This is a genomic window from Pseudomonas sp. LS44 (assembly GCF_024730785.1).
In the GTDB taxonomy this organism is placed as follows: Bacteria; Pseudomonadota; Gammaproteobacteria; order Pseudomonadales; family Pseudomonadaceae; genus Aquipseudomonas.
Window position 1 is genome coordinate 3,367,742 of the sequence record NZ_CP102830.1, and the last position, 15,817, is coordinate 3,383,558.

Genomic DNA, 15,817 nt, shown 5'->3' on the forward strand with positions numbered 1-15,817 from the left:
ATAAGCGGGCGAAGGATTGATTCTCCATATCAATCCAAAGTATGACTGACTACCAGTTTTGGCGGGCGCCAGTCGCAAGCATGCGCCATGCGTGGCCCTGGGAAGAGAGCAGCCCACATGCCGGCTGTATGTCTTATCAGTCGAGCCACAGCCAGCACATTAATGTGCTGAATGTTGGCTAAAACGTCACATCACCGTCAGCGACTACTCGATTAACCCGAGTGCCTTGGCCTGAGCCACCGCTTGGGTACGGCGCTCGACTTTGAGCTTGCTGTTGATGCGCCGCGCGTGGGTTTTCACCGTGTGCAGGGAGATGAACAACTGCTCGGCGATTTCCTGGTTGGACAACCCTTGTGCGATCAACCCCAACACCACCAGTTCGCGACAGCTCAAGAGCGAGCCGTCGTCGCGGCGCGGCACTTGCGCCACCGGCTGTTCCTGCAACAGCCTTTCGCGCTGGGCAGCGCTGACGTGCTGGAGCACCAGAGCGGGCTGCAGCCGGTAGAACGCTTGCACCGGCCGCAGCAAGTGCATGCGCTGGGCCTCGCTCAACGCGCGGCGCAATTCACTTTCTGCCTGGCTGTGCCGACCACCGGCGAGCAAGGCTTCGGCCAACGCGAAGCGACATTCACAAGCCAGCGGCAACAAACCTTGTGTCAGACACTCTTCGCGCAGCTGGCGCAAGCTTTGCTGCGCCACCTCCAGCTGCCCCTGGCGCAGGTTGCACAGGGCCAGCCCGAACCGGGTGCGGCGCAGCAAATCAGTAAAGCCCGAAGGCGATAGGCGCCCCTGGCTGCGATAACGCTCGAGCAAGTCTTGGAATTGCTCGGCCGCCATTTCCAGGTTGCCTTGAGCCAAGAGGATTAGACCCTGGACGTGCTGTAGCGCGCCGCCGTAACGCACTTCCGGTACATGCTGCCATTGCATGGTCCTTTCAGCTTCCTGGAGCAGCGTGGCGGCCAGGGAGAAATCGCCATCCTCGGCCGCGATGTCGATCAAGCCGAGATAACCGAACAACAGCGAGGCATCTTCGCAACGGGCCGCTTCGTGCAAACCGCTCTGATACCAATCGCGCGCCTCGTCACGATAGCCCTGCGCCATCAGCAGGCCAGCGCGGACCAGCTGCAGCCGAGCGATCACCGGACCATGCCGAAGCCTGCCGGCTACCTGCGCCATCGCTTCGTTAACCACCTCGACACTGCGCTGATACTCGCCAGCCAAGGTCAGGTATTGGCAGTGCTCAACCTCCAGCATGGCCTCGAAGACCAGGCTGCCATTCAGTCGCGACAAGCGCAGACCCTCTTCGACATGGCTGCGCGCCAACTCCAACTCGCCCTGTGCCAACGCCTGCTGAGTGAGCGCCTGATGACAGAGAATCCGTTGCGACCACGCCGACTTGGGCAGGTCGGCCAAGGCGGCCAAACAGTGCGCACGCGAGTTGGGATCGCCCTGCTGGCGGCGCAACACGCCCTGCAGCGCTTGCCAATGGGCAATCAACTGACGCTGACGATGTGGATCGGCCTGGGGCAGGAAGCGGCCGAGATTGGTCAGGCACTCGTTCGCTTCATCGAGGCGCGCGCAGATCAGCAACGCCCAGCCGAGCAACGTAATCAGTCGCGGCGTACTGGCGAATAGATCGCCCGGCAACTCGTCGCGCCATTGCAGGAACTGGGTCACGCTGTGCTCGACCAGCAACTGTTCCTGGCCGAAGCGCTGCAGATAGCTGGCCGCCACTTCCGGTTGCTCGGCCCACAGCGCATGCTCAACCGCCTCGCGCACTTCGCCATGCTGGAAGAACCAGCGACAGGCGCGCAGATGCGCCTGGATCGGCAGCCCGCCGGGCTGACGCTTGAGGTTCAACGCCAGCGGCCGCCACAGCCGGAACCATTGGCCCGCACTGTCCAAACCCTGCAGGAACAACTGCCGATCGCGCAGCTCACCGAGCATCTCGGCACCGCCCTCTTCCAGCAACTGCTCGCAGAGTTCGGCCGAAAAGCGCGGAATATGCGCCAGCACGCGCAGGGCGCGGGCCAACGGCAGCGGCAGGTCGTTGAGCACCTCGCGACCGAGGTACTCCTGCAACAGCGGCGTACCCGCCACCATGCGTTCGCGCAGGCCTGCGCTATCGGTCTTGAACAACAACAGACAAATGCCTGCCGGCCAACCTTCGCTGTCGCGCCACAACTGGCCGAGCAACTCTTCGGACACCGCCAGGCGTTGCACCTCGAGCAGCTCGCGCAACTCGCCTTCGTCGAACGCCAGAGCCTGGCCGTCCAGCTCGAACAGATCGCCCTGCAATAGCAGACGCGGCAGGTTCCAGGCCGGGCGCCGCCGACCGCAGACCCACCAGCGCAGGTTCGCCGGGGTCTGCTCGATCAGCCGATCGAGACAGGCGTCCAGTTCCGGGCTGGAGTGGCGCGGGTAATCATTCAGGACGATCCACAGCGGTTGCTCACTACGGCTCAGCAACTCGGCCAAGGCCCCCTCGGGATCGCCAGACACAGGGGTCTGGACCAGAGCCAAAGCCAGACGGGCGAGTAATTCGGCGGGGGTCAGCGGGCGGCCAAGCAAATCCAGCCAGACCAACTGGGTGGCCGGTGGTGCCTGGCGCAGGCATTCGTTGAGCAGCGCGCTCTTGCCGAAACCGGCTGGCGCACACAGCAGCGACAGACGACAACCGCTGTCCAGCAGCGGCTGACTCAGGCGCGGGCGCAGCACATGGCTGACGGACAAACGCGGCAGCTGGGGGCTGGCAACGGGTCGGCTATCAAGAACTCGAACGTGGGCATGCCTGGTCATCGCTTCGCTCTTTCTTATTGTTCGGGCGATGAATGATGGTAACCCCACGGGGGAAGACGTGCCGCATCACCCCTTGGTATGAATGGCCTTGGATAACATTTTTGCACGTTCCTCTGAAAGCCCCGATTTAGAGCGCTCGACAAGCTCAGCAAAGTATCGTGAAAAAAAGGCGGCCATCTGGGCCGCCTTTTTTCTACTGCTGGTTGCGGTTTTACCGGACGCCGGCGCTGCGCAGAGCGGACGGGGTGAACTCGCCAACGGTGGATTTGATCCCGTACTCGATGGAGCGCTTCTCCTCGTTGTTCATCCCAATAGCCAGGTAGCGACCGGAAATGATGTCGTGCAGCGCTTCAAACGCGTAGACCGGGATCTGCTTCTGATAATGCTGCAGCAACAGCGCCTGGCCGATACGCCACAGCTGACCACGGCCGTCGTAGTGCTCGGACACCGCGATCTGCCAGGAGTCTTCATCGACAAAGAAGCGGCGCTTGGCGTAGATGTTGCGCTCGCCGCTCTTCAGCGTGGCTTCCACTTCCCAGACCCGGTGCAGCTCGTAGCGCGCCAGTTGCTGGTTGGTGTGACCGGCCTTGAGGATGTCGCTGTACTTCACGGTCGGCATAGCGATGCGGAAGTTGTTGTACGGAATGTACAGCTCCTTCTTGCCGACCAGTTTCCAGTCGTAACGATCCGGTGCGCCGTTGTACATGTCGAAGTTGTCGGAGGTGCGCAGACCGTCCGAAGCGGTACCCGGACCGTCATACGCGACCTGCGGGGCACGCCGCACGCGACGCTGACCGGCGTTGTAGATCCACGCCATGCGCGGCTCGGCGACCGCGTCGAGCGAGTCGTGGACCAGCAACACGTTGCCGGCCAGACGCGCCGGCGCGGTGACCCGCTGCTTGAAGAACAGCAAGGCGTTGGCGGCTTTATCCGGCGTCAGATCCGGCAAGCCTTCCGGCATCGCCACTTCGTCCTCGAAATTGACCAGCTGGTAGCTGCCATTGGCCTGCGGGGTGGCCTGCACGATATGCCGGCGCAGGTTGCCGCCGCGATAACGAGTGATGTGGTTCCACACCACTTCCAGACCGTTCTGCGGGACCGGGAACGCGTAGTAGCGGCTGTCGGTGAAATCCTTCAGACCGTTGCCCCCTTCGCGCAGCGTGGTTTTCTGCGCGCTGGTCTTGGCCGCCTGGTTGATGTTGTCCGGCACCGACACCGAGCGATGCGTGGTGTACACCGGCATCACATAGGTATCCGGGTAACGCTTGAACATCGCCTGCTGGCCAACGCTCAGCTTGTCCTTGTACTGATCGAGGTTCTTCGCGGTGATGGTGAACAACGGCTGTTCACCAGCATACGGATCGCCGAGAAAGCCGGCCGCCGTGACCGGCGCCGCGCCGGGCTTGAGGCCACCGTCCCAGGCCGGGATGCTGCCGTCGGCGTTGCCGGCTTTCTCGCCGCCCAGCGGCGTCAGGCTGGCGCCGAGTTTGGCGGCTTGGTCGGCGGACACCGCGGCCATCACGTTGGCAGCCAGCAGGCTGAGGGCCAGGGCGCTGCATTGCAGCATGGTCTTGCGCATTGTCATGTAATTCTCTCCTGAACCTTAGAAGTTCACGCCGACGCTGAGCGCAACGAAGTCGCGATCGATCTGGGTGTTGAAGTCACCACCGAAGAAGTCGGTGTAACTCAGGCTGGCGGTGTAGGTGTTCTGATATTCGGCATCGACGCCCAGGCTGACGGCCTTGGAACCTTCGTTGAAGACCGGGCCGTAACCATCGACGTCATGCGCGAAGGCCATGTTCGGCTTGAGGTTGATCCCGGCGAACACGTCGTTGTAGTCGAGGATGCCGCGGGCGCGATAACCCCAGGAGCCGGAGGTGTAGAAGCCGTTGTAGCCATAGTCGCGGGCGGCGGCGATGTTCGATGCGGCGGTGCCATGCGGCGAGCCGTAGATCGAGTCGCGACCGTAGGCCACTTCGTTGGTGCTCTCCAGAGCGCCGATGCGGGTGTAGCCAATCTCACCCACCAGGGTCATACGCTCGGAGCCGAGGACCTGATCGAAGAAGTGGGTGAAGGTGGTCTGTGCCTGGGTGACTTCCTTGCGGTTGTAGCCGCGGAGGTCCTGGTTGCCCTGGCGCATCGCCGCGCCGACGCCGGCCGCGCCACCACCCGCCGCGGCGAATGCGCCGGCCGGAACGGTCGCCAGTTTGGCGGTCATGTCGGTACCGTTGATCTGCAGCGGCATGTTCGGCCGGTAGCTGAGTTCGCCGGACCAGGCGGTGCCGGTGGGCAGCGTGGTGGAGAAGCTCAGACCGTAGAGCTGGATGTCCTCGGGGTATTCCAGGAAGTAGTTGCCGCGGCCGAGCATGATCGGCTGCGCCAACGCACCGCCGGCAGTGGTAAAGGCACGCTGGATATCCGTCGCACTGGCGGTGTGCATGCTCACGTTCGGTGTACGGCTGTGGTAGTTCAGGAAATACGCGGCGTATTCAGCCTCATCGCCGAGCCACCGCAGCGCCGTACCGAACTGACCGGAGTCGCTGGCATCGCGGTCGGCGCCGCGCGGCACGATCAGACCTTCCGGCACGACCGACACGCCCAGCGCACGCAAACCTGCCGCCGTCGCGGGAGCGCGCAGCGCGCCAATGGTCGCCGGGTCGAGGATGGTGTAGTTGTTGTTGCAGCCGTCGGCGAGCACGTCGGCCGAAGAGAAGAAGGTGCCGCAGTTGTCGACGACGGTCTGGTCCCACTCGATCTGGTAGAACGCCTCAGCGGACAGATTGTCGGTGATGCCCTGCGACAGATAGAACATGTTGACCGGAATCAGACCTTCCTTGATCTCCGCGCCGGGGCGGCGGAAGGCGGCAGCGTCGACTGGGTTGATGCTGTTGATCGAGTTGCCGATGAAAGTACTTTCACCCCAGCTCACCACCTGCTTGCCGAGACGCACCGAACCCGGCTTGTCGGCGATGGCGTAGTTGTAATAGGCGAAGGCATCGAGCAGCTGATAGCCGGAGGACTTGGCGCCCTCTTTGCGGCCATGGTCGTCGATGTCTTTGAACAGGCGGCTTTCGTCCTTCAGCTCGAAGTCGTACCAGTACTTGCCGCGCAGGAACACGCCGGCGTCACCGTACTTGAGTTCGAGGTCGTGGATGCCTTTGAAAATCTTCGAGAAGGTCTCGCCCTTCTTGAAGTTCATCCGCCCGTCATCGCCGGTCTGGGTATAACCGGTGCCGCGCTTGCCAGTGGCGGGCACAATGTTGGCCGCACCGACCAGCTTGTTATCCGGATCAGCCATGCTCCAGCTGGCCCCGACCGACAGCGACGAGTCGAACTGCCCCTCGATTTCCCCGATATTAAAGTTCACCGCCTGAGCCTGGCTGCTCAGGCCTATGGCCACAGCCACTGCCAGCGTTTTTGGCAGGAAGGTGGCCGGCCTTGTTTTTCTTGTCATTTGGCGCTCCTGGTTGGGTAAATCAGCCAGGCCACCCTACCGAGCGGGGAGAAGTCGGATAAGCGCACTAAGGGCGGATTCTTTCTTGTCGCTCGAAAGGATTAATCAGGAGCATTTTTCTCCCTCTCGACGGCTTCCGCCGACCGCGCGCCGCACGAGCGGGAAGTTCCTACTCAATGTGCCGCTACCGCCAGGAAACAGTCCAAAGCCAGCCATGGTCTGGCTAATGAACGCCCATCATTGCAGGCCATAATGCAGCGCAGCGACCGATTGCAGCGGGTTTGTCGCGCGCCACAATCGGCTCGCCAACAGGACGAAAAGGACAGCGATCAGAAGCTGCACCGACCCGCCGAGGAAACAGATCAGAGGGCGCAGCGCTCATCACGAGAACGGCCGGCGGTTAAAACGGGGCAAAAAGGGATTAGAGGGATTACTGCCGCGCTGATCCGGCCCTTGGATGTCTTGATTTTCGTAGGGTGGGTTAGGCCGCAGGCCGTAACCCACCGACTGGCCGCAGAGTCAGCCACAGCGATGCTGGCCGACACCCATGGCGGGTTACGCCGCTACGCGGCTAACCCGCCCTACGGCTGAATTAACCAAACAGGCCACTAAAACTGCCCGTGCCGCCCCCGGCCACTCTTGAAACTCTGGGCACCCGCCTGGGTTTCACCGCTGTGGATAACCTCCAGGCCGCCAGCGAATTCATTCTCCAGCGCCTGCCCGAACGGTAACTCCCACTGCCGATAAGCGCTGGCGCGATCGGCCAGCATGCAGCGCTGCGGGAAAGCCGCGATGTCACGGGCCAACTGCTCGGCGGCAGCCCGCGCCTCGCCCTTGGCCACCACTCGATTGACCAGGCCGATCTGCAGCGCTTCGTCGGCCTGCACCGGGCGGCCGGTGAGGATCAGATCCAGCGCCCGACCCTGCCCGACGATGCGCGGCAAACGCACCGTGCCACCGTCGATCAGCGGCACGCCGAAGCGGCGGCAGAACACCCCGAGCACCGCGTCCGCGGCCATCACTCGCAAGTCGGCGAGCAACGCCAGCTCCAGGCCGCCGGCCACCGCATAGCCCTCGATGGCGGCGATCAGTGGTTTGTTCAACTGCATGCGGCTCGGCCCCATCGGCCCGTCGCCGTCGACTTCCAGGCGATTAGCGCGGGTAGCGTCTTGCGCCACCGCGCCCAGATCGGCACCGGCGCAGAAGGTTTCGCCGGCGCCGGTGAGGACCGCCACGCGCGCCTCGTCATCGGCCTCGAACGCCCGCAAGGCGTCGGCCAAGGCTTCGGCGGTTGGCCGGTCGACGGCGTTGCGCACCGCCGGGCGATCGATGATCAGCGTGGTGACGGGGCCGCTCTTCTCGACAATGACGCTCATGACGACTCTCCTGGTGGGTTTGCGCAACCATAAAACAAAAAAGGCCGGCATAAAGCCGGCCCAGTAACACTCATTTTTGCGTAGGGCGGGTGCAACCCGCCGCATGTTTCGCGGGTTACCCCCGCCCTACGGCATCAACCTACATATTTCTGCAGGTTGGCGAGCATCGCGCCCAGCGCCTGATTGCTGTCGGCCGGGTGGCTGGCGCCTTCAAAGTTGCCGATTTGCTGCCAAGCGGCAGCGACGTCTTCCGGGCTGAAGCCGGCACGCGGGTCGAAACCGGCGCCATTGCTGCGCTCCCAGCGCACCTTGCCGACCCAACCACCACCGACTTCGAACAGGCTGCCGGTTTCCTCACAGGCCTGGCTGCCGAGGTAAACCACCAACGGGCTGACCAGCTCAGGCTTGAGCTGCTCGAACACCTGCGGCGGGATCAGCCCTTCGGTCATGCGGGTGCCGCCGGTGGGGGCGATGGCGTTGACGAAGATGTTGTTCTTGCGTCCTTCGATGGCCAGGGTGCGGGTCAGGCCATACAGGCCGAGCTTGGCCATGCCGTAGTTGGACTGGCCGAAGTTGCCGTAGATGCCGGAGGTCGACGCGGTGAAGATCACCCGGCCGAAGTTCTGCTCGCGCAGGTGTGGCCAGGCGGCGTGAGTGACCTTGTAGGCGCCCTCGACGTGGACCTTGTAGACCAGGTCCCAGTCGGCGTCTTCCATCTTCAGAAAGGTCTTGTCGCGCAGAATGCCGGCGTTGTTGACCACCACATCGACACGGCCGAAAGCATCCAGAGCGTTCTGCACGATCTTGCCGCCATCGGTCACCGAGTCGTGGTTGGCCACCGCGGTACCGCCGGCTGCGCGGATTTCCGCGACCACCTTGTCGGCAGCCGAGGCGTTAGCGCCTTCGCCGTGGGTGCTGCCGCCGAGGTCGTTGACCACCACTTTCGCCCCGTGCTTGGCGAACAGCAGCGCATGGGCGCGGCCGAGGCCACCACCTGCGCCGGTGACGATGACGACTTTGTCTTCGAAGCGGATGGCATCACTCATAAAGCGGACTCCTGGGCAGAAAAAGGAAAAGCCGAGTGTCGACGAGTAAGGGGGGTGTCACAAGCAAAAGGCTCGGTGCTGAATAAAGGTCGATAAGGCGAGGCGATAGCGGTTTTTGTAGGTTGGCGTTGAGCGCAGCGATACCCAACAAGCGGCGATGGGTTGATTACTACAGCTCAACCTACGCGGCCCGCCCCATCCTACAGCTGACTGTAAGAGCGGATTTATCCGCGATTGGCGCTGGCATGGCTGGCCCGATCACGAATGAATTCGCTCCTACAACGGTGGTCGATTCCACCCCGTAGCCCGGATGCAATCCGGGATGCCGCCACCCCAGTCCCGGATTGCATCCGGGCTACAAGTCGATAACCGCCTCCCGCTTGGCGACCCTGGCCCGAAACTCCAGGTAGTGCTTGAGCACCGCCTGGGGCGCCTCTACCTGCGGGTAATGACCGATATTGTCGAGCAGCACGGTATCGGCATCGGCGATCAGCTCGCGATAGCGCGCCACCATGTGCGCCCCGGAAATCGGGTCGAACGCGCCGTCGATCACGCGCAGCGGCACCTGGATCGCCTGCATCGCCGTCACCCAGCGTTCGCGCTGCTCGCGGCGCTCGGGCATATAACGGATCAGCCGGTGGATCACCGCCGCGCCGTCGTTGGTCTCGAGCAAACTCCAGAAAGCATCCAACTCGGTCGCACTGGGCTGGGTGGCCGGACCGAAGATCTTGGCGAAGTTGACCGCCAGCTGGCGCCGACCAAACAAGCGCCCCATCAGCGCCCCCAGCGGGCTGAGCAGGAGCTTTTGCGCCAGCACCGGATGATGGGTTTCGGGGAACAGCCCGCCGTTGAGGAACACCCCGCTGGCCATGACGAAACGCCCTTCGCCGTGCCGCGCAAGCAACTCCTGGGCGACGCTGTCGCCGTAGTCATGGGCCAGCACGTGCACCGGCTCGCCGATGCCCAAATGGCGCAACAGCGCCTGCTGGATATCCGCCTGCTCGATCAAACGATACTCGTGGTCGCGCGGCTTGGCCGAGTCGCCGAAGCCGAGCATGTCGCAGGCGATCAACCGGTAGCGCGTCGCCAGCGGCGCCCACAGGTAATGCCAGTCCCAACTGGCCGTCGGAAAGCCGTGGATCAACAGCAGCGGCGCGCCCTCGCCTGCCGTCCAATAGCGGATCGCATGTCCCTGAAAGGCGAATGTCTGGCCGCGTTCGCGCCACTCATCCAGGGCAATCCCCGGCAGCATCATTACTCGGCGTAGCCGGGCATGTGCAGATCGAGCTTGCGCAGCAAGGCCGGCCAGGCGAGCGCGCCGCCCATGCCCTGCTTGCTTCTGGTTACGCCGGCAGCCATGGCCTTGGCGCCATCGAGAATCTGCTGCGGAATGTGGATCAACTCGGCGCCACCGCCCTGGGCCATCACTTGTATTTCGCAGGCGCGCTGCAGGATGAACATCATCAGGAACGCATCGGCGATGCTGTTCGCCGCGGTGAGCAATCCGTGGTTGGGCAGGATCATGAAGTTGGCCGCTCCCAGGTCGGCCTGCAGGCGGGTCTTCTCGTCGTGGTTGAGCGCCACGCCCTCGTAGCCGTGGTAGGCCAGGCTGGAGAGCACGAACAGCGACTGTTGCGAGAGCGGCAGCAAGCCCTGTTTCTGCGCCGACACGGCGATGCCGGCGGCGGTGTGGATGTGCGCCACACAGGCCACCTCGTGGCGCACTTCATGCACCGCGCTGTGGATGGTGTAGCCGGCCGGGTTGATGTCGTACGGGCTGTCCATCAGCTTCTTGCCGGCCAGGTCGATCTTCACCAGGCTCGAAGCGGTGATCTCATGGAACATCATGCCGAACGGGTTGATCAGGAATTCTTCGGTGCCGGAAATCTTCGCCGAGATGTGGGTGAAGATCAGGTCGTCCCAGCCATGCAGGGCGATCAACCGGTAGCAGGCAGCGAGATCCACGCGGGTTTGCCACTCGGCAGCGGAAACCTGGTCTTTGACGGCGGGCAGAGCATGGACAGCGGTCACGGCATTCACCTCGGTGTTGTAGTTGTGCGGGTGGTTGTCGTTTGAGTCTAGCGAGCGGCGCCGCTCTTGGTAGTTGCCTTGGCGGCCAGCGCGCTGGCCTTGCGGGTCAGATCAACTGAACCAGCAGCGGCGCGGCGAGCAGATTGAGCAGGCCCATCAGCACCATCACCAGACCGGCAACCGAGCCTTCTTCATGGCCGATTTCGTGGGCGCGACTGGCGCCGGCACCGTGAGCACCAACGCCGAACAGCGCGCCGCGGGCCAGGCTGCTGCGCAGCGGCAGCCACTTCAGCAGCACGCCGCCGAGTGCGGCGCCGAGTACCCCGGTGATCAGCACGAACACCGCGGTCAGCCCCGGCACACCGCCCAGGTCAGCAGCCAGCGGCATGGCGAACGGCGTACTGATCGAGCGTGGCAGCAGCGACAGGCGCACGCTGTCGTCCAGCGCCAGCAGGTTGGCCAGCGCCCAGGAACTGCCGATCGCCACCGCGCTGCCGACCAACATACCGACCAGCAGCGCCGGCCAATGGCGGGCAAGCATGCCGCGCTGCTGCCAGATCGGCACGGCGAAGGCTACGGTGGCCGGGCCGAGCAGGGCCACCAACCAGTGGGTCAGCCCGGCGTAGTCGGCGTAGTGGATGTGCAGCGGCACGGCCACGGCGAGCAGCACCGCCGGTACCAGCAGCAGCGGCGACAGCAGGTAGCGGCCGCTGCGCCGGTACAGCCAGCGGCTGAAAACATAGACGCCGAGGGTCAGCGCCAGCCAGAACCAGGCCTGCAGATCAGTGTTCATGCCGCGCACTCCAGCGGCACACCCACTCCACCGCCAGCGCGGTGCTGAGCATCACCAGCAAGGTACTGACCCCGATGACCAGCAGAATCCGCCAGCCCTCGCTGCGCAGCAGCGCGCCATAGTCGAGCAGGCTCATCACCGCCGGAATGAAGAACAGCAGCATCTCGGCGAGCAGCAGGCCAGCGCCGAGTTTCAGCGCCGCCGGGCGCAGCCAGCCGCTGGCGAACGCCAGCAGCAACAGGGCGAGGCCGAACACGCCACCGGGAATCGGCCAGCCGAGCCAGGCGGCCAGCGCGGTGCCGACGCTGTACAGGCCGATCAGTACGGCCAGTTCGGTACACAGACGGACGAAGCGCAGCGACGTGCGGTACATGACGGCAATCCTCAATTCCAGATGGTTTGAGGCTACGCCGGCGGCTATCATCCCAAAAGCGAATTGCTCGACTACAGGCCATTCCAAAATGGAATTCAAACAGCTGCGCAGCTTCGTCGCCGTGGTCCACCACGGCGGCTTCACCCAGGCCGCCAAGGGGCTGAATGCCAGCCAGTCGGCGGTGAGCAAGCAGGTGGCGCAGCTCGAACAGCGCCTCGGCGTGCAGTTGCTCGAACGTCAGGGCCCGCAGGTCCGCCTGACCGATGCCGGCGCCGTGGTGCTGCGCCGCGCCGAAGAGCTGCTGCGCCTGCAACGCGAGCTGCACCATGAACTCGACGACCTCAGCCAGCTGGCGCGTGGCGAACTGCGCCTGGGCCTGCCGCTGATCGGCAGCGACGCGCTGTTCACCGAGCTGTTCGCCGAGTACCGCCGGCGCTACCCGAACATCGTCGTGCACCTGCAGGAAGGCGGCAGCAAGAGCATCGAGGCGCTAGTGCTGAGCGGCGAACTGGAGCTGGGCGGCAGCCTCACCCGCGACGATCCGGCCTTCGCCGCGCAACCGTTCTGCAACGAGCCGCTGGAGGTGCTGCTGCCCGCCGACCACCCGCTGACCGGACAGGCTGACGTCGCCCTCGCCCAGCTCGCCGACACGCCGTTCCTGCTCTACCAGCAGAGTTTCATCCTCAATGACCGCCTGCTGCAGGCCTGCCGCCAGGCCGGCTTCATCCCCCGCGAGGCCGGGCGCAGCGGCCAGGCGGATTTCCTCGTCGCCCTGGTGGCGGCCGGTCAGGGCGTGGTACTGCTACCGCGGGTGGTGGCCCGCAAGCTGCTCCGCCCGGGAGTGGTCTGCCTGCGGTTGCGCGAGCCGGACCTGCGCTGGGACATCGCGTTCATCTGGCGCAACGGCGCCTACCTGTCACGCGCGGCGCAGGCCTGGCTGGAGTTGTTGAAGGAACGCCCGATGCTGCCGGGTTAGAGAAAGGCTATGCCCCAATTACGTGTTGAGGCGTGCAAAACCGATAGGTGATGCCTGAGACGATGATTCGTAGGGTGGGTTAGCCGTAGGCGTAACCCACCGACCAGGCTGGGCACCAGTGCTCCGGGCGATGCCGCTGGTGGGTTACGCCGCTACGCGGCTAACCCACCCTACAAAAGCGATGCGCAACAGTTAACGGGTACATAGCCTAGAGAAACGCGCCGTACTGATCGACCAATTGCGGCCACTGGCGCTGCGCCGCGGCATCCTCAGCGAGCAGGCGGAAGCTGGAGAACTGGAATTCCGGCGCCACGGTGCAGCCGACTAGGGTAAAGGCGCCCAGGCTGCGCGCCGCCTGCCAGGCATGCGCCGGCACCGCGCGCTGCGGCAACTGGCCGGAGGCCACCGGGCCGAGGCGTTCGATGCGCACCACCTCCGGCGTCTCGGCGATCAGCAACTCAAGCGGCGCGCCTTCGTAGAAATGCCACAACTCATCGGCATCCACCGCGTGCCAGCGGTTATTCACCCCACCGGGCAACAGATAGAGGATCGCGCTGGAGCAGCGCCGGCCGTCGATCATCTGCGCAGACTGGAAGGTGCGCCGGTAATAGCCGCCCTCCGGATGCGCCGCAAGGTCGAGGCTCCGGATCAGTTCCGCGGCGCGAGGGTCCATCAGCCGTTGAGTGCCTGGACGAACGCGGCGAGCCAGGGCTCGGCATCCGCTTCCGGGTTGACCGTTTCACTGGCATCCAGGCGCAGCATGTCCTGCACTTCACGAATGCCCAGCTCGGCGAACAGCTCACGCACCAGCTCGCCACCACCGCAAAAAGTTTCATAACTGGAATCACCCAGGGCAATCACCCCGCCGGGCAGCCCGCTCCAGGCCGGGAAGCGGTCGCGGATGGCGTGGTACAGCGGCTGCAGGTTGTCGGGTAATTCGCCCATGCCGGTGGTCGAGGTCACGACCAGGAGGGCCTCCGGGGCGAAGGCGAGAATTTCTTCCAGGCTCGCCCGCGGGTTGTGCCAGGCCTGCAATCCCGCCGCTTTTAGTAAGCGCTCGGCGTGACGGGCAACTTCCTCGGCGGTGCCATAGACCGAACCGGAGAGGACGGCGACTTTCATGAATTACCCCCAAGCTGACTGAATAAGAGGCGGACATTATGCCGCAATGCATTCCGTCATCGCCTAGTCGGTCGCATCCCCGCGCCAGCGCAGCCGGCGCGACTGTGGAGGTTTCTTGCACGATAGTCCACGATGTCGACTAGCTCACGGTGATTTGCCGCCCCACCTCTGGGTTGCGGCAGCCGGATCGACTACCCTTCAGGTATATCGCCGGAACCACTTCACGCGGCGGCATTGAATCCTTGCCGACCGACAGGCGGCCTCGTGAGCGCCGCAATAGCTGCTCCGGGTCAACCAATCGCTGTTCCTACGGTCGTACGCTGTCTCCTCATCTGCGCGAGCCTCGAATAGATGCAAGACGAATCGATACTGACCCACGACGAACTGCAGTTCATCCGCGAATTGCAGAATGCACCGCGCCCGGCAGACCCGCCGACCACCGCGCTGCTGGTCGATGGCGGTGAGCGCACCAAGGAGCTGCTCGCCCGCCTGGCGGTTCATGAACATCTGACCATCGAAGCGCAGATCGATAACCAGCGGGTCTCCTTCCCGGTGCATCTGGTGGAAGATGAGTTTCACGCCCTGCATGTGCAACTCGGCCTACCCACCATCGTCGAGCAAGCCGCAGCCAACCGGCCCTGGCGCCTACCGTTCCCCGAACCGCTGGCGCTGCTGGATGCCGACGGCAAGGCCAGCGGCCTATGGCTGCACTCGCTGTCGCAAAGTGGCCTGTTGGTTGAAGTCCGCGACCGACCTATTCCCAAACGCTTCACCTTGTGGATGCCGGTCCCCGATGCGCAACCCATCGAGTTGCGCGGCACTCTGATCCGTGAGACCGAGCAGCATCTGATCGCCTATCGCCTCAGCCAGCACAAAGTCCGCCAACATGAGCGGCTGCGCAAATTCATCCTCGATCACCATCCCCAGTTGAACGAGCTGACCGACGGCCCGCTGTAAGCCCCTGCCTGGCTATTTTCCCGCTGCTGCCGGACCGACCGGCTTTGTGCCCCGCAGCGGACTACGGTAACGTTGCCGGCACTGACCGGCTGACCTTTACGGCGGACCGGCGAGCCCGCCCCCCAGCGGCAGCCAGCTCGCTGCATCAGCTATTCAAGGCAGTCCGTTCGGACAGAGTTTTCGCAACCGATCGAGCCCGTATGACCAGCCCTATATTGATCACCGGCACCAACAAACGCGTTGGCCAGCAACTTGCCCAGCAGCTGGCCGAGGCCGGCTTCGACGTGCTCGCGGTGAGTCGTTCGCCAGCCACCGTCACGCACTCACGGATCACCACGTTCCAAGCCGACCTGCGCAGCAACGACGATCGCGCGGCATTGATCGCCTTCGTCAGCAACCGTTTCGGCAGCTTGCGCGGCATCATCCACAACGCTTCGCTGTGGCTCGACGATGATCTGGACAACCTCACCACCATGTTCAAGATCCACGTTGAAGCGCCGTTTCACCTGAACATGGCGCTGGGCGAGTTACTGAAGAATTCCACCAAGGCCGATATCATCCACATCTGCGACGAAAGCGCCTCGCGCGGCAGTCGCGGCCATGTCGCCTACGCCGCGACCAAGGCCGCGCTGCAGAACATGACCCTGTCGTTCGCCGAGATGTACGCGCCGGATATCCGCGTCAACGCGATTTCCCCGGGCTTGCTGATCTTCAAGGAAGACAGCAACCACGAGTACCAGCAGAAAGCCCTGAACAAGGCCCTGCTGAAATTCGAGCCAGGCGCCGAGCCGCTGATCGAGGCGGTGCTCTACCTGCTCAACTCCAACTACAGCACCGGCAGCAATATCGTCATCAATGGCGGCCGCCACCTGCGTAACAACTGATCAGTA

General features: G+C 63.9%; 14 protein-coding genes. 3 read left to right on the plus strand and 11 right to left on the minus strand.

The annotated features are described in order from the left end of the window. Window positions 1-204 precede the first annotated feature (204 nt). The 9 genes from NVV93_RS15060 to NVV93_RS15100 form a co-directional block, all read right to left on the minus strand. Window positions 205-2,799, minus strand: coding sequence for a LuxR C-terminal-related transcriptional regulator (locus NVV93_RS15060; RefSeq protein WP_258251451.1), 2,595 nt, complete (start codon window positions 2,797-2,799; stop codon window positions 205-207). 211 nt (window positions 2,800-3,010) lie between these two features. Further along, entirely contained in the window at window positions 3,011-4,384 is a 1,374-nt protein-coding gene (locus NVV93_RS15065) for a DUF1329 domain-containing protein (RefSeq protein ID WP_258251453.1), read from the minus strand. Window positions 4,385-4,402: 18 nt separating this feature from the next. Continuing rightward, window positions 4,403-6,253 carry a DUF1302 domain-containing protein gene (locus tag NVV93_RS15070; RefSeq protein ID WP_258251455.1) on the minus strand — a complete coding sequence of 617 codons (1,851 nt, stop codon included), beginning with the start codon at window positions 6,251-6,253 and terminating at the stop codon, window positions 4,403-4,405. A 608-nt stretch (window positions 6,254-6,861) separates the two neighbouring features. Further along, window positions 6,862-7,629, minus strand: coding sequence for a crotonase/enoyl-CoA hydratase family protein (locus NVV93_RS15075; RefSeq protein WP_258251456.1), 768 nt, complete (start codon window positions 7,627-7,629; stop codon window positions 6,862-6,864). A gap of 134 nt (window positions 7,630-7,763) precedes the next feature. Beyond that, window positions 7,764-8,675 carry an SDR family oxidoreductase gene (locus tag NVV93_RS15080; protein ID WP_258251458.1) on the minus strand — a complete coding sequence of 304 codons (912 nt, stop codon included), beginning with the start codon at window positions 8,673-8,675 and terminating at the stop codon, window positions 7,764-7,766. Between the two features lie 355 nt (window positions 8,676-9,030). Then, window positions 9,031-9,930: an alpha/beta fold hydrolase gene (locus tag NVV93_RS15085; protein ID WP_258251459.1), complete on the minus strand. Its 900-nt coding sequence runs from the start codon at window positions 9,928-9,930 to the stop codon at window positions 9,031-9,033. After that, window positions 9,930-10,706 (minus strand): class II aldolase/adducin family protein, encoded by a 777-nt coding sequence (locus NVV93_RS15090; protein WP_258251460.1) that lies wholly within the window; start codon window positions 10,704-10,706, stop codon window positions 9,930-9,932. Before NVV93_RS15090 ends, NVV93_RS15085 begins: the two co-directional genes overlap by 1 nt. Before the next feature lie 106 nt (window positions 10,707-10,812). After that, window positions 10,813-11,499, minus strand: a complete 687-nt coding sequence (locus NVV93_RS15095; RefSeq protein WP_258251461.1) for an LrgB family protein — start codon at window positions 11,497-11,499, stop codon at window positions 10,813-10,815. Further along, on the minus strand, window positions 11,489-11,872 hold the full coding sequence (locus tag NVV93_RS15100) for a CidA/LrgA family protein (RefSeq protein WP_258251462.1): 384 nt from the start codon (window positions 11,870-11,872) through the stop codon (window positions 11,489-11,491). Before NVV93_RS15100 ends, NVV93_RS15095 begins: the two co-directional genes overlap by 11 nt. Before the next feature lie 88 nt (window positions 11,873-11,960). On the opposite strand from NVV93_RS15100, the gene NVV93_RS15105 reads away from it, so the two are divergent. Continuing rightward, window positions 11,961-12,848: a LysR family transcriptional regulator gene (locus NVV93_RS15105; protein WP_258251463.1), complete on the plus strand. Its 888-nt coding sequence runs from the start codon at window positions 11,961-11,963 to the stop codon at window positions 12,846-12,848. Window positions 12,849-13,056: 208 nt separating this feature from the next. Here the strand turns inward: NVV93_RS15105 and NVV93_RS15110 are convergent, their stop codons facing one another. Further along, window positions 13,057-13,521, minus strand: a complete 465-nt coding sequence (locus tag NVV93_RS15110) for a cupin domain-containing protein (protein ID WP_258251464.1) — start codon at window positions 13,519-13,521, stop codon at window positions 13,057-13,059. Then, entirely contained in the window at window positions 13,521-13,970 is a 450-nt protein-coding gene (locus tag NVV93_RS15115) for a flavodoxin (RefSeq protein WP_258251465.1), read from the minus strand. The genes NVV93_RS15110 and NVV93_RS15115 overlap by 1 nt, the downstream gene beginning before the upstream one ends. A gap of 351 nt (window positions 13,971-14,321) precedes the next feature. Here NVV93_RS15115 and NVV93_RS15120 point away from each other — a divergent pair, with 351 nt between their 5' ends. Both NVV93_RS15120 and folM read left to right on the plus strand, forming a co-directional pair. Beyond that, complete coding sequence (locus NVV93_RS15120) at window positions 14,322-14,927, plus strand: PilZ domain-containing protein (protein WP_258251466.1); 606 nt, start codon at window positions 14,322-14,324, stop codon at window positions 14,925-14,927. 200 nt (window positions 14,928-15,127) lie between these two features. Next, window positions 15,128-15,811, plus strand: coding sequence for a dihydromonapterin reductase (folM, locus tag NVV93_RS15125; RefSeq protein ID WP_258251467.1), 684 nt, complete (start codon window positions 15,128-15,130; stop codon window positions 15,809-15,811). Window positions 15,812-15,817: the final 6 nt, after the last annotated feature.